Here is a 14,948-nt window from a genome sequence, read left to right on the forward strand (position 1 = left end):
TAGCATCCACCACGACTCGTTGATCACCACGCGTGACTCACGCCGATCCGAAGTCCACCACCCCACGGGGCACTGCCTCTTCAAATTCGCACTCATGTCTAGGTATGTAAAACGCATCGGTAAAAATACCTATACGCCAGGCCAACTTGCTGTGATAAATGCCGGACTACTGAATGTGTCGAGCGCCGCAGAGGTGTGACTGCGGTCTCAAAATGCCGCTGTAACAGCGAGTTCCGTGTTGCAGAACGAGTCACAGTGCCCATATCAACATGGGGTTCATCACAGTTCGGGGTTCCCAAGTTGTTCATTAGTAGACACCTGACCATAATTCGAACCTTCAGGAATTCTTAGTAGAAACTGTTGAGAGGTTCTTCCATGGGTCGGCGAGTGTCTAGCAAATTGGTACGTTCGTCGGGTCGGGGTTCGGTGCGGCGTCGCGTGGTGGGGGCGTCGAGTTCGGTGGCGGCGTTTCTGGCCTTTGGGATGGCTCCGGTGGTGGCGGCGCCGACTGCGCAGGCTGATGACTTCGGCCTGGATGCGTTCTGGGATTTGTTCGGTGTCGACGACAGTGGCACTGCGTCGGACTTTGACTTCTTCGACTTGTCGACGTGGGATGTGCCGGGTGCTGCTGAGGGTGGTTTGTTCGGGTTGTGGGATGCCGATCATGCCGAGCAGTGGCAGGAGACGTTCTATCTGCCGTTGCATGCCTTGTTGCAGGACTGGATCAACAGTGATTTCGGTTCGGGTGTCAATGGTGTGATCAACCAGTTGTTCGCGCCGGTGACGGTGGGTTTTTGCGGGATGATCTGCAACGGTGCCGATGGCACCGAGCTCGATCCGGATGGTCAGGCCGGTGGGTTGTGGTTCGGCGATGGTGGCAATGGTTGGTCGTCGAACCTGGAGGGCATCACCGGTGGAAATGGTGGCCATGCCGGGGGTATCGGCAATGGTGGTGATGGTGGTGCCGGTGGTCTGGGCGCTGATGGCGGCAACGGTGGCCATGGTGGTGAGTGGTGGGGCAATGGTGGTGATGGCGGTGCCGGTGGTAACGGCACCGCATCGCTAAACGCCGGTAACGGTGGCAACGGGGGTTCGTCGGGTCAGGCCCAGGACTTTTTCGGCATGGGCGCGTGGGGCAACGGTGGCAACGGTGGGGCTGGCGGTGCCGGCTGGACGGGCACCGATGGTGCGGCGGGCACCGGTTCGGGTGGTCACGGTGGCCATGGGGTGGCCGGCGGCAACGCCGGGAACGGCGGTGCTGGTGGTGACGGTTCGTCGTTCGTCGGGATCGGCGGCAACGGCGGAGCCGGCGGTGTCGGCGGTGCCGGCGGCAACGGCGGCGACGGCGCCACGGGTGCGGCCGGCACGTTCGACAACAGCGGCACCGGTGATGGTGTTGTTGGTGGCAACGGCGGTAACGGTGCTATCGGGGGCAAGGGTGGTGCCGGTGGTGCTGCCGGTATCGGTGGCTCGGGCAACGGCACGGTCGGTCGCGACGGCGACGGCGGTGCGGGCGGTTCCGGCGGGCTCGGCGGTGACGGCGGTGCCGGCGCCAACGGGCTCGCGGTGTATGCCAACGGCGGTAACGGTGGCCACGGCGGCAACGGCGGTGCTGCTGCTGCCGGTGGTGCAGCCGGCGGCGCCACCGGCAACACCGGTACGGACGGCACCGCGGGTGGCGCCGGTAACGGCGGCGTCGGCGGAACTGGCCTGGCCGGCATCGACGGCACCGAGCAGGATCCCGACGGCACGGCCGGTGGCGCAGGCGGTGCCGGTGGCAACGGCGGTCTGGGTGGTTTCAACGTTGACGGCTCGCAGGCCGCGACCGGTGATGGAGGCGCCGGCGGGGCGGGTGGCGCCGGCGGCAACGGCTTCGATGGTGCCGATGGTGCGGCTCCGGGCGCAGCCGGCACCAACGCCGGCAATGGCGGTGCCGGCGGTGCGGGCGGTGTCGGCGGTAGCGGCACTCAGGCCGGTGCCCACGGTGTCGGCGGTGTCGGCGGCGATGGTGGTAACGGCGGCAATGGCGCCGACGGTGGTGATGGCGCTGCCGGAGACGCCGGGCATGTCGATGGCTACGCCGGCCAGGAGGGCGGCGCCGGTGGCAACGCCGGTAAGGGTGGCGCCGGTGGGTATAGCGGTAATGGCAGCTACGCCGCCGCGGGTACCGGTGGTGTCGGTGGTGTCGGCGGTGACGGCGGCGCCGGTGGCGCCGGCTTGGCAGGTGTGAATGGCACCGCGGAATCCGTCGATGGCACCACCGGCGGCGATGGTGGTGTCGGCGGCAACGGTGGCGCGGGTGGCCTGAACGCCGACGGTTCCCAGGCCGCGACCGGAAACGGTGGTGCCGGTGGGGTCGGCGGTGCCGGGGGCAACGGATTCAACGGCATCAACGGCGCTGCTCCGGGTGCCGACGGCACCGACGCCGGCAACGGTGGCGCCGGCGGTAACGGCGGTGCGGGCGGTACCGGCGCCACCGCCGGTGCGCATGGCAGCGGTGGCAACGGCGGCAATGGCGGCAACGGCGGCAACGGTGCCGACGGCGGTGACGGCGCGAACGGCGATGCCGAGCACCAGGCGGGCTACGCCGGCCAGGACGGCGGCAGCGGCGGCAACGCGGGCAAGGGCGGTGCCGGCGGGTACAGCGGGAACGGCAGTTCTGCAGCCAGCGGCGGCGATGGTGTCGCCGGTGCCGGAGGTAACGGCGGTGTCGGTGGTACTGGCCTGGACGGGATCAATGGCACCGAGCAGGATCCCGACGGTACGGCCGGTGGGGCCGGCGGCGCCGGCGGCAACGGTGGCGCGGGCGGTTTCAACGTCGACGGTTCGCAGGCCACAACCGGCAATGGTGGTGCCGGTGGTGCTGGCGGGCGCGGCGGTAACGGCATCAACGGCGCCCACGGCGACGAGCCAGGCGCTGACGGCACTCGCGGCGGCAACGGTGGTGCCGGTGGTGCCGGCGGCGTCGGCGGCTCGGGCACCCAGTCCGGTGCTCACGGTGTCGGTGGTGTCGGCGGCAACGCCGGCAACGGCGGCCACGGAGCCGACGGCGGCAACGGTGCGGCCGGTGACATCGGGCACCAGGCGGGCCATGCCGGCCAGGACGGCGGCAACGGCGGCGACGCCGGCAAGGGCGGTGCGGGTGGCGACAGCGGCAACGGCACCTACGCCGCAGCCGGCAGCGACGGCCAGGCCGGTGTCGGCGGCAACGGTGGGGCCGGCGGTGCCGGCCTAGCCGGTGTCAATGGCACCGCGCAGGATCCCGACGGTACGGCCGGTGGCGCCGGTGGCGCCGGTGGCAACGGCGGTCTGGGTGGTTTCAACGTTGACGGCTCGCAGGCCGCGACCGGTGATGGAGGCGCCGGTGGCGCGGGCGGCGCCGGCGGCAACGGCCTCAACGGTGCCAACGGTGCCGCGCCGGGCGCAGCCGGCACCAACGCCGGCAATGGCGGTGCCGGCGGTGCGGGCGGTGTCGGCGGTAGCGGCACTCAGGCCGGCGCCCACGGTGTCGGCGGTGTCGGCGGCGATGGTGGTAACGGCGGCAATGGCGCCGACGGTGGTGATGGCGCTGCCGGAGACGCCGGGCATGTCGATGGCTACGCCGGCCAGCACGGTGGCGCCGGTGGCAACGCCGGTAAGGGCGGTGCCGGCGGCGACAGCGGTAATGGCAGCTACGCCGCCGCGGGTACCGGTGGTGTCGGTGGTGTCGGCGGTGACGGCGGCGCCGGTGGCGCCGGCCTGGCAGGTGTGAATGGCACCGCGAGTTCCGTCGATGGCACCACGGGTGGCAACGGCGGCGTAGGCGGCAACGGCGGCGCGGGTGGCCTGAACGCCGACGGTTCCCAGGCCGCGACCGGCGACGGTGGTGCCGGTGGGGTCGGCGGTGCCGGGGGCAACGGATTCAACGGGATCAACGGCGCTGCTCCGGGTGACGACGGCACCGACGCCGGCAACGGTGGCGCCGGCGGTAACGGCGGTGTCGGCGGTACCGGCGCCACCGCAGGTGCTCATGGCACTGGCGGCAACGGCGGCAATGGCGGCAACGGCGGCCACGGAGCCAATGGCGCCAACGGCGCCAACGGCGATGCCCAACACATGGATGGCTACGCCGGAGAGAAGGGCGGTTCCGGCGGCGCTGGCGGCGCGGGTGGCGCCGGTGGGTCGAGCGGCGGCGGCAACTACGCCTCCAACGGCGGCGACGGTGCCGGCGGCTATGGCGGCAACGGTGGCGTCGGCGGTAACGCCTTCCACGGGGCTGACGGCAACGCCGGCAACCCCGACGGTGCCGCCGGTGGCAACGGTGGCGTCGGCGGCGCCGGCGGTGACGGTGGTACCGGAGGCGGGACGACCGGCATCGGGGGACGCGCGGGCGATGGCGGCGGCGGCGGCCAGGCCGGCAATGGTGGTGACGGCGCCAACGGAACAGCGGCAAACCCCGACGGCGGCAACGGTGGACGCGGCGGCGACGTCGGTGCTGGTGGCGCCGGTGGCGTCGGCGGTACCGGAGCGACGAGCGGCGCCAACGGCAATACGGGAAGCACGCCGAGCAGCGGTGGTAACGGTGGTAACGGTGGTGCCGGCTACGACGCGGCCGATGACCCGGGTGCTGCACCCGGTACGGCCGGTGGCAATGGTGGTGCCGGTGGTGCGGCCGGTGATCACGGCAATGGTGGTGCGGGCGGTAACGGCGGTAACGGTGCCGCGGGCACCGATGGTGCCGACAGCACCGGTGTGGGCATTGATGGCTCGAGCGGTACCGCGGGTGGTGTGGGCGGTTCCGGTGGTGCCGGTGGCACCGGTGGTTCGGTGGTCGGTTCCGGTGGTGCCGGTGGTCTGGGCGGCAACGGTGGCGATGGTGGCGCCGGTGGTGAGGGCTTCGACGGAGCTGACGCGACCGCTGCCGGTGGTGATGGTGGTGCCGGCAGCAACGGCGGCGATGGCGGTGCCGGTGGCGCGGCCGGTGCTGGTGGTGCCGGCGGTACGGCGACCAACGGTGCTGCGGGCGCCAACGGAAATGGTGGCGAGGGTGGCCAGGGCGGTGACGCCGGCGCGGCCGGTAACGGCGGTCAGGGTGCCGACGGCGACGCGGCCAATCCCCATGGTGGGCAGGGTGGTCGCGGTGGCGACACCGGCACGGTCGGTGCCGGCGGCGCCGGTGGTGACGCCGGCAGCGGCGGGGCGTCCGGAACCGGCAACGCCGGTGCGGACGGCGCAGCCGGCGCCGCCCCCGTCAGCGGTCACGGCGGCAGGGGTGGCGCCGGTTACGACGCGGCCGGTGACCCGGGTGCTGCACCCGGTACGGCCGGTGGCAATGGTGGTGCCGGTGGTGCGGCCGGTGATCACGGCAATGGTGGTGCGGGCGGTAACGGCGGTAACGGTGCCGCGGGCACCGATGGTGCCGACAGCACCGGTGTGGGCATTGATGGCTCGAGCGGTACCGCGGGTGGTGTGGGCGGTTCCGGTGGTGCCGGTGGCACCGGTGGTTCGGTGGTCGGTTCCGGTGGTGCCGGTGGTCTGGGCGGCAACGGTGGCGATGGTGGCGCCGGTGGTGAGGGCTTCGACGGAGCTGACGCGACCGCTGCCGGTGGTGATGGTGGTGCCGGCAGCAACGGCGGCGATGGCGGTGCCGGTGGCGCGGCCGGTGCTGGTGGTGCCGGCGGTACGGCGACCAACGGTGCTGCGGGCGCCAACGGAAATGGTGGCGAGGGTGGCCAGGGCGGTGACGCCGGCGCGGCCGGTAACGGCGGTCAGGGTGCCGACGGCGACGCGGCCAATCCCCATGGTGGGCAGGGTGGTCGCGGTGGCGACACCGGCACGGTCGGTGCCGGCGGCGCCGGTGGTGACGCCGGCAGCGGCGGGGCGTCCGGAACCGGCAACGCCGGTGCGGACGGCGCAGCCGGCGCCGACGCACCGTCCAGCGGTAACGGTGGTAACGGTGGTGCCGGCCACTCCTCGACGGATGGTTCCAGCGACGGCGGTAACGGTGGCGCCGGCGGTGACGCGGGTGTCAACGGCAGCGGTGGCCACGCCGGTAAGGGTGGCGACGGCAACAACGGTGGTGCCGGTGGGGCCGGTGGCGCAGGCGGCGCCAACTCGGGTAGCGGTGGTAACGGCGCCGATGGCGGAAACAGCACCGGCACCGGCGACGGCGGCGCGGGTGGCGCAGGCGGTAGCGCCGGCAACAACGGCAACGGCGGCAACGCCGGCAATGGCGGTTCGGGAAGCCAGACCGGTTCCGGCGGCAATGGCGGCGTCGGCGGTAACGGCGGCGCCGAGACCGGCGACGGCGGAGATGGCGGCCACGGCGGCAATGGCGGCGTGACGGGCGGCGACGGCGGCGCCGGCGGCAACGCCGGAGCAGTCGGTGACGGCGGTAACGCCGGTAACGGCGGTGACGGCCTAGCCGGCCGGGATGGTGAAGACGGCGCACTCCCGGGTGAAGCTGGTGGTGCTGGTGACACCGGTGGTTCCGGTGGCGCTGGTGGCGCCGGTGGTGCTGGTGGCTCGGTTTCGGGTAACGGTGGCGCTGGTGGTGCTGGTGGTTCCGGTGCAGCCGGTGGTGCCGGCGGCGATGGCGCTACCGGTGTGGCCGGAACGTTTGCCGACGGCGGTGACGGTAACGGCGGTGCTGGTGGTGCTGCTGGCTCCGGTGGCAAGGGTGGCGATGGCGGTGCCGGTGGCGTGGGTGGTTCGGCCACCAACGGCAGTGCCGGTAACCAGGGCACCGGTGGCAGTGCCGGTGATGGTGGTGACGCTGGTAAGGCCGGCGACGGCGGCCAGGGTGCTACCGGTACCGCGGAGCACACGACCGGCGGTAACGGCGGTGACGGTGGTGCGCTGGCCAATGGTGGTGCCGGTGGTAGCGGCGGTGCCGGCTCGTCGGCGGGTGCTGATGGTGCTGCCGGTAATGACTCCGATGCCCATGGTGTGCAGGGCAATGGTGGTGACGGTGGCGCCGGCTACGACGCGGCCGGTGACCCGGCGGCGGCCTCGGGTGCCCACGGTGGCGATGGTGGTGCCGGCGGTAACGGCAGCGCGATCGGCAACGGTGGCGCTGGTGGTGCCGGTGGTAACGGCAAGGTCGGCGACGCCGGCACCGATGGCGCCGCTGACTCCGGCGAAGCTGGTGGTGCTGGTGACACCGGTGGTTCCGGTGGCGCTGGTGGCGCCGGTGGTGCTGGTGGCTCGGTTTCGGGTAACGGTGGCGCTGGTGGTGCTGGTGGTTCCGGTGCAGCCGGTGGTGCCGGCGGCGATGGCGCTACCGGTGTGGCCGGAACGTTTGCCGACGGCGGTGACGGTAACGGCGGTGCTGGTGGTGCTGCTGGCTCCGGTGGCAAGGGTGGCGATGGCGGTGCCGGTGGCGTGGGTGGTTCGGCCACCAACGGCAGTGCCGGTAACCAGGGCACCGGTGGCAGTGCCGGTGATGGTGGTGACGCTGGTAAGGCCGGCGACGGCGGCCAGGGTGCTACCGGTACCGCGGAGCACACGACCGGCGGTAACGGCGGTGACGGTGGTGCGCTGGCCAATGGTGGTGCCGGTGGTAGCGGCGGTGCCGGCTCGTCGGCGGGTGCTGATGGTGCTGCCGGTAATGACTCCGATGCCCATGGTGTGCAGGGCAATGGTGGTGACGGTGGCGCCGGCTACGACGCGGCCGGTGACCCGGCGGCGGCCTCGGGTGCCCACGGTGGCGATGGTGGTGCCGGCGGTAACGGCAGCGCGATCGGCAACGGTGGCGCTGGTGGTGCCGGTGGTGCTGGTGCTGATGGTGCTGCCGGTGTCACGGATGGTTCCGGTAACGGCACCGATGGTGCTGACGCCGGTGCTGGTGGCGCTGGTGGTGCTGGTGGTCAGGGCGGTTCGCTGTCGGGTGATGGCGGTGTCGGTGGTGCCGGTGGCGCCGGCGGTACCGGCGGTGCTGGTGGCGCCGGGCTGTCGGGCTCGACGGGCTCGGATGCTGCGGCCGGTAGTGGCGGCGACGGCTCTGATGGTGGCGACGGCGGCGATGGCGGCAACGGTGGTGCCGGTGGCCACGGTGGTGCTGGTGGCGTGGGTGGTTCGGCTACCAACGGCAGTGCCGGTGGTCAGGGTGCTGGCGGTGTTGGTGGCGACGGTGGTGCTGCTGGTGGCGCGGGCAACGGCGGTGATGGTGGTGCCGGTGCCGGCGGTGGCGCTAACGCGACCGCGGGTAGCGGTGGTGCCGGTGGCGACGGTGGCGAGCGCGGTACTGCTGGCGCTGGTGGCCAGGGCGGTAGCGGTGCCGGTGGCGCGGCTGCTGATGGCCAGCAGGGCGCTGATGCGGTCGGCACCGGTAACGGCGGTAACGGCGGCAAGGGCGGCAACGGCGAGGGTGTGACCGGCCAGGCCGGCGGTGACGGTGGCCAAGGCGGCAACGCCGGGACGGTCGGCGACGGTGGTGCTGGTGGTGCCGGTGGTGCTGGTGCTGATGGTGCTGCCGGTGTCACGGATGGTTCCGGTAACGGCACCGATGGTGCTGACGCCGGTGCTGGTGGCGCTGGTGGTGCTGGTGGTCAGGGCGGTTCGCTGTCGGGTGATGGCGGTGTCGGTGGTGCCGGTGGCGCCGGCGGTACCGGCGGTGCTGGTGGCGCCGGGCTGTCGGGCTCGACGGGCTCGGATGCTGCGGCCGGTAGTGGCGGCGACGGCTCTGATGGTGGCGACGGCGGCGATGGCGGCAACGGTGGTGCCGGTGGCCACGGTGGTGCTGGTGGCGTGGGTGGTTCGGCTACCAACGGCAGTGCCGGTGGTCAGGGTGCTGGCGGTGTTGGTGGCGACGGTGGTGCTGCTGGTGGCGCGGGCAACGGCGGTGATGGTGGTGCCGGTGCCGGCGGTGGCGCTAACGCGACCGCGGGTAGCGGTGGTGCCGGTGGCGACGGTGGCGAGCGCGGTACTGCTGGCGCTGGTGGCCAGGGCGGTAGCGGTGCCGGTGGCGCGGCTGCTGATGGCCAGCAGGGCGCTGATGCGGTCGGCACCGGTAACGGCGGTAACGGCGGCAAGGGCGGCAACGGCCAAGCCCAGACCGGCCAGACCGGCGGTACCGGTGGCCAAGGCGGCAACGCCGGACCTGACGGCGACGGCGGGAAGGGCGGCGACGGCGGGGCCGGTGGCCAAGGTACGACGGGTGCCACCTCGCCTGAGTACGGCGGACCGGGCTACACCGGCGGTGTCGGCGGCGTTGGCGGCGCCGGCGGTGACGGCGGTGCGGGCGGCTGGAACTCGGGCGACGGTGGCGCCGGCGGCCATGGCGGCGTCGGCGGGACCGGCGGACGTGGCGGCCCCGGCCAGAGCGGTGCGACCGGCGATCCCGGTGGTGGCCAGGGGCACATCGGTGGTCCCGGCGGCGGCGGCGGTGTCGCCGGTGACGGTGGTGCGGGCGGTAACGGCGGCACCGCGGCCAACGGCACGACCGGGGTCGGCGGCAACGGTGGCGACGGCGGTACCGGTGGCACCGGCGGCGGCGGCGGAACCGGTGGTACCGGTGGCCAAGGCACCGAGGACCACCCGAGCGGCGGTCAGGGTGGGCCTGGCGGGCCCGGAGGCGACGCCGGCCTGGTCGGAGGTAAGGGCGGTGCCGGAGGTACTGGCAGCGTCAATGGCCAGGATGGTGCCGACGGGGGCGCGGGCAACGGCGGCAGCGCCGGTCACCCGGGCGCCTATGGCGCGAACTACTGATCGAGGTCCGAGCCCTCGACAGCGAAGCAGTACCGGGAGGCCCCGCACGCATGGCGTGCGGGGCCTCCCGGCCGTTCGCGGCGCATCGCCGGAACGCCGGCGGCTAACGCTAGTCGACGGCGGGGCATGAACCCGCCCTCCGTCGTTTCGCTGCCGGATGGCGACCGTCCGCCACCGCGAAACGTAAGCGCGATCCACCGTTGCGGGACTGTGCGGAACCTGTGACGTGGCCCGGCGCGCGTTTAAGGGACCGCCAGTTACGAGCGTGAGTGTAGTTACGTAATTGAGATGATCCTGTCGTGCGTTGGCTGCGGACACATGAGCTGTTCAAGCACGGCGGAAGCATGACGTTGCCGTCGTGCGCTCAACCGCGGATGCGGCGCCACGGCAACGTCATCCGTGTTCCAGCGGCGGAATTCCTACCCGCTGGGACGCGTGCTGAATCGCGTGCCGCCGCGGATGCCCCGCGGGTATTTATTAATGTGAACAATCCGGCGGCGTAGCGGGTCTCGCTCGGGAATTGGGTTACGGCGGCACTGATTTCATCGGCGACGTCATGTGCCTGCTGTCGCAGCCGTCAAGGCTCGCAGATGACGATCGGGATCTCTCGGTCGGTCCAGGCCCGGTAGTTGACGAAGTCCGGATACATCGCGTCCAGCTTGGGCCAGTAGGCGGCCCGCTCGGAGTCGGTGGCGTCCCGGGCGCGCAGGGTCAGCACCTCCTGGCGGATCCGGAATGAGACCTGCGGATTGGCCTTGAGGTTCAGATACCACATCGGGTTGGTGGCGCGCCCGCCCTGCGAGGCCACCAGGATCACCCGGTCGCCCTCCCGCAGGAACAGCAACGGAGATTCCCGTGGCTGCCCGGTCTTGCGCCCGATGGTGGTCAGGATGCCGACATCGGGAACGTCGTCGCCGAAGCGCTTGGTGCCCATTCGCCACTTGCCGCCGATACGGCCGCCGGTGGCCTTGTAGGCCCAGGTGTTGGCCCGCGACATCCACTTGATGATGGTGCCGGTGATCGGCGAGTCCAGCGACTTCGGCTTCTCCGGTGTGCTCACGTCCGCAACCCTACTGAATGAACGGCTTGATCCCGGCCCGGATGTGGTGGATCGTCGCGGCGCCGTCCGGGCTGTCGGCCGGAATGACGAATACCTCGTCGACGTGGGCGCACACCCGCCGCCCGAACAACGACGGCTTGGTGATGATGTCGTAGACCGCTCGCACCTCATCGCCGTCGACGCTGTATTCCGGCAGGGTGGCGGCTGCGATCAACCGAAACTGCGGGCCACGATTTAGACTGCGGCGCAAGTGGTTTCCCGAGAAGCCGGTCTTGATTCCGACTTCGACTCGGGTGCAGTCCGGGCTGAACCGGACCGCGGCCGCGTCATGGCTGACCAGCGCGTCGATGTAGGCCTGCGCCACCGCGATGCGGTCGGCCTCTGAGACCGCGACCACTAGATCCGCTCGATGATGGTGCCAGTCGACAGCGCGCCGCCGGCGCACATGGTGATTAGCGCCGTCGACTTGTCGGTGCGCTCCAGCTCGTGCAGCGCGGTGGTGAATAGCCGGCTGCCGGTGGAACCCACCGGGTGACCTAGCGCGATCGCCCCGCCGTTGACGTTGACCCGGTCCATGTCCGGGTTGTGCACCGCCGCCCAGGACAACACCACCGATGCGAACGCCTCGTTGATCTCGACCAGGTCGATGTCCCCCATCTTCATCCCGGCCTTCTCGAGCACCTTCGCGGTGGACTGCACCGGGCCGTCCAGGTGGTAGTAGGTCTCGGCGCCCACCAGAGCCTGGCTGACGATCCGGGCCCGCGGTGTGAAGCCGAGCGCTTTGGCTTTGTCCTCATCCATCCAGAGCACCGCGGCCGCGCCGTCGGAGATCTGTGAGCTGGTGCCGGCGGTGTGGATGCCGCCCTCGAGCACCGGGTTCAGCTTGGCCAGTCCCTCGGCGGTGGTGTCACGCAGGCCCTGGTCGCGGCTGACGGTGTTCCACTCGGCGGTGGGCTGCTTGTTCTCGTCGATCACCGGTGCCTCGATCGGGGAGATCTCCCGGTCGAACCGGCCTTCATCCCAGGCCTGCTTGGCACGTTGCTGGGAGCGCAGCCCGAATGCGTCGACGTCGGCCCGGGTGATACCCCGGCGCTTGGCGATCCGCTCGGCGGCCTCGAACTGGTTGGGCAGGTCGATGTCCCAAGATGCGGCGCGAGCACCGCCGCCGTTCTCGCCCAGGCCCACCCGGCTCATCGCCTCGATGCCGCAGGCGATGCCGATGTCGATGGCGCCGGCAGCGATCAGTCCGGCGATCAGGTGGTTGGCCTGCTGTGCGCTGCCGCACTGGCAGTCCACCGTGGTGGCGCCGACCTGTTCGGGCAGCCCGGCGACCAGCCAGGACTGTCGGGTCACGTTGTTGCCCTGCTCGCCGAACTGGGTGACGCAGCCGCCGATGACCTGCTCGACGCTGTCCGGCTCGATGCCGGCCTTGGTGACCAGCGCCTTCTGCACCGCCCCGAGCAATTCGGTGGCGTGCAGGCCGGACAGCCAGCCGTTACGTTTACCGATGGGGCTACGAGTGGCTTCGACGATGACAGGATTACCCATGCGGCCAGGCTAGAACACGTTTCATTAGTCTGACAAGCGACGATGCGAACAGCCCTTTGGTCTATGGTGAGCCCATGTTTTACTGCTACTAGAACGCGTTGCATTTAGGAGTCCGCCGATGTCGAGTGTCACAGTGCCGCCGGGATTCGACTTCACCGACCCGGAGATCTACGCGGAGCGACTCCCCGACGCCGAGTTCGCCCGAGTGCGGGCCGCTGCACCGGTCACCTGGATCGATCAGCCGGACGACAAGAGCGGTGGTTTCAAAGACGGTGGCTACTGGGCGATCACCAGCCACCACGACGTCAAAGAGGTATCCCGGCTCGACGAGGTGTTCTCCAGCGAGATCAACGGGGCCATCCCGCGCTACAACGACGACATCGAGCGGGAGAACATCGACGTCGGGCGCTTGTTGATGCTCAACCAGGACGCGCCGCGCCATACTCGGCTGCGCCGGATCGTCTCGCGTGGCTTCACCCCGCGTCACATCCTGCCGCTGCACGATGACTTGGAGCAGCGGGCGCAGAACATCGCCAAGGAAGCGCTGGCCCGGGGTTCCGGTGACTTCGTGGTGGAGGTGGCCTCGGAGTTGCCGCTGCAGGCGATCGCCGGCCTGATGGGGGTGCCGCTGGAGGACCGCGGCAAGCTCTTCAACTGGACCAACCAGATGACTTCCTACGACGATCCCGAGTACGCCCACTACGACCCGAAGACCTCGTCGATGGAGATCATCTCCTACGGGCTGCAGTTGGCCGAGATGAAGCGGCAGGACCCCGGCAACGACATCGTGACGACGTTGATCGAGGCCGACATCGACGGCGAGAAGCTCAATGACGACGAGCTCGGGTTCTTCATCATCCTGCTGGCCGTGGCCGGGTCAGAGACGACCCGCAACTCGATCACCCAGGGCATGATGGCCTTCACCGAGTTCCCCGAGCAGTGGGAGCTGTTCCGCAGGGAGCGCCCGGAGACCACCGCCGACGAGGTGGTGCGCTGGGCCACGCCGGTGACGTCGTTCCAGCGCACCGCGACCCGCGACTACGAGCTGTCGGGGGTGCAGATCAAAAAGGGCCAGCGGGTGGTGATGTTCTACCGCGCCGCCAACTTCGACCCCGAGGTGTTCGACAACCCGCAGCAGTTCGACATCCTGCGCGACCCCAACCCGCACGTCGGCTTCGGCGGCACCGGTGCGCACTATTGCATCGGCACCCACCTGGCCCGGATGTCGGTGAACCTGATGTTCAACGCGATCGCCGACCACATCCCGGATCTCAAGCCGCTGGACAAGCCGGACCGGCTGAAGTCGGGTTGGCTCAACGGCATCAAACACTGGCAGGTCGACTACACCGGCAAGTCCGCCTGAACGACCGAACGAAACACGGAGGCTAGTTCCAGCATGTCCACACTTCCCGCAGGATTCGACTTCCTCAACCCCGACCTCATCGTCGAGGGCATCCCCGAAAAGGAGTTCGCGCACCTGCGCAAGACCGCGCCGGTCTGTTGGATCGACCAGGCCCCCGGCAAGGGCGGCGGCTTCAACGACGGCGGCTACTGGGCGGTCACCAAGCTCGCCGACGTCAAAGAGGTGTCACTGCGCAGCGACGTCTTCTCCAGCTACGAGAACTGTGTGATCCCGCGGTTCTCCGACGATATGCAGCGGGAGAACATCGAGGTTCAGCGGTTCGTGATGCTCAACATGGACGCACCGCACCACACCCGGCTGCGCCGGATCATCTCCCGGGGTTTCACCCCGCGGGCTATCGGACGGTTGCGCGACGAACTCCATGAACGGGCGCAGGCGATCGTCAAGGCCGCCGCCGAGGCCGGCTCCGGAGACTTCGTCGAACAGGTGTCGTGCGAACTGCCGCTGCAGGCGATCGCCGGACTGCTCGGTGTGCCGCAGGAAGATCGCGACAAGCTGTTCCAGTGGTCCAACGAGATGACCGGCAGCGAAGACCCCGAGTACGCCGACATCGACCCGCAGGCCTCGTCGTTCGAGTTGATCACCTACGCCATGCAATTGGCCGCAGCCAAGGCGGAGAACCCCGGCGAAGACATCGTCACCACGCTGATCAACGCCGACATCGACGGCGAGAAGCTCTCCGACGACGAGTTCGGCTTCTTCGTGGTGATGCTGGCGGTGGCAGGCAACGAGACCACCCGCAACTCGATCACCCACGGCATGATCGCGTTCTCCGAGCATCCCGAGCAGTGGGAGTTGTTCAAGAAGGAACGCCCGGCGACCACTGCCGACGAGATCGTGCGGTGGGCCTCCCCGGTGATCTGCTTCCAGCGCACCGCGCTGGAGGACTACGAGCTGTCCGGCGCGCAGATCAAGAAGGGGCAGCGGGTGGTGATGTTCTACCGCTCGGCCAACTTCGACGAGGACGCCTTCGACGAGCCGAACAAATTCAACATCCTGCGCGACCCGAACCCGCACGTCGGATTCGGTGGCACCGGTGCGCACTATTGCATCGGCACCCATCTGGCCCGGTTGACGATCGACCTGATTTTCAACGCGGTCGCCGACCACGTGCCCGACCTCGCGCCGCTGGCCAAACCTGAGCGGCTGCGCTCGGGGTGGCTCAACGGCATCAAGCACTGGCAGATGGACTACACCGGCAAATGTCCGGTAGCCCACTAGATTTAAGGA

The 14,948-nt window shown here is 70.1% G+C and carries 6 protein-coding genes; 3 read left to right on the forward strand and 3 right to left on the reverse strand.

Features of this window, described 5'->3' with window-relative positions; translation table 11 throughout:
- Positions 1 to 426: 426 nt before the first annotated feature.
- Positions 427 to 9,687, forward strand: coding sequence for a PGRS repeat-containing protein (locus BST10_RS23390; protein ID WP_165757212.1), 9,261 nt, complete (start codon positions 427 to 429; stop codon positions 9,685 to 9,687).
- A gap of 577 nt (positions 9,688 to 10,264) precedes the next feature.
- On the opposite strand, the gene BST10_RS18390 is transcribed toward BST10_RS23390, so the two are convergent.
- From BST10_RS18390 to BST10_RS18400, 3 genes are read right to left on the reverse strand one after another with little or no spacing between them, the layout of a single operon-like run.
- Positions 10,265 to 10,747 (reverse strand): nitroreductase family deazaflavin-dependent oxidoreductase, encoded by a 483-nt coding sequence (locus tag BST10_RS18390; protein ID WP_083039682.1) that lies wholly within the window; start codon positions 10,745 to 10,747, stop codon positions 10,265 to 10,267.
- A gap of 10 nt (positions 10,748 to 10,757) precedes the next feature.
- Positions 10,758 to 11,144 (reverse strand): DUF8021 domain-containing protein, encoded by a 387-nt coding sequence (locus tag BST10_RS18395; RefSeq protein ID WP_083039684.1) that lies wholly within the window; start codon positions 11,142 to 11,144, stop codon positions 10,758 to 10,760.
- Entirely contained in the window at positions 11,144 to 12,295 is a 1,152-nt protein-coding gene (locus tag BST10_RS18400; RefSeq protein WP_083039686.1) for a steroid 3-ketoacyl-CoA thiolase, read from the reverse strand. Before BST10_RS18400 ends, BST10_RS18395 begins: the two co-directional genes overlap by 1 nt.
- 118 nt (positions 12,296 to 12,413) lie before the next feature.
- Between BST10_RS18400 and BST10_RS18405 the strand changes: the two genes are divergently transcribed.
- Positions 12,414 to 13,658 (forward strand): cytochrome P450, encoded by a 1,245-nt coding sequence (locus BST10_RS18405; protein ID WP_083039688.1) that lies wholly within the window; start codon positions 12,414 to 12,416, stop codon positions 13,656 to 13,658.
- A 33-nt stretch (positions 13,659 to 13,691) separates the two neighbouring features.
- Entirely contained in the window at positions 13,692 to 14,939 is a 1,248-nt protein-coding gene (locus BST10_RS18410; protein WP_083039690.1) for a cytochrome P450, read from the forward strand.
- The last annotated feature ends 9 nt before the right edge of the window (positions 14,940 to 14,948 follow it).

Source organism: Mycolicibacter algericus DSM 45454 (assembly GCF_002086455.1).
Classification (GTDB): domain Bacteria; phylum Actinomycetota; class Actinomycetes; order Mycobacteriales; family Mycobacteriaceae; genus Mycobacterium; species Mycobacterium algericum.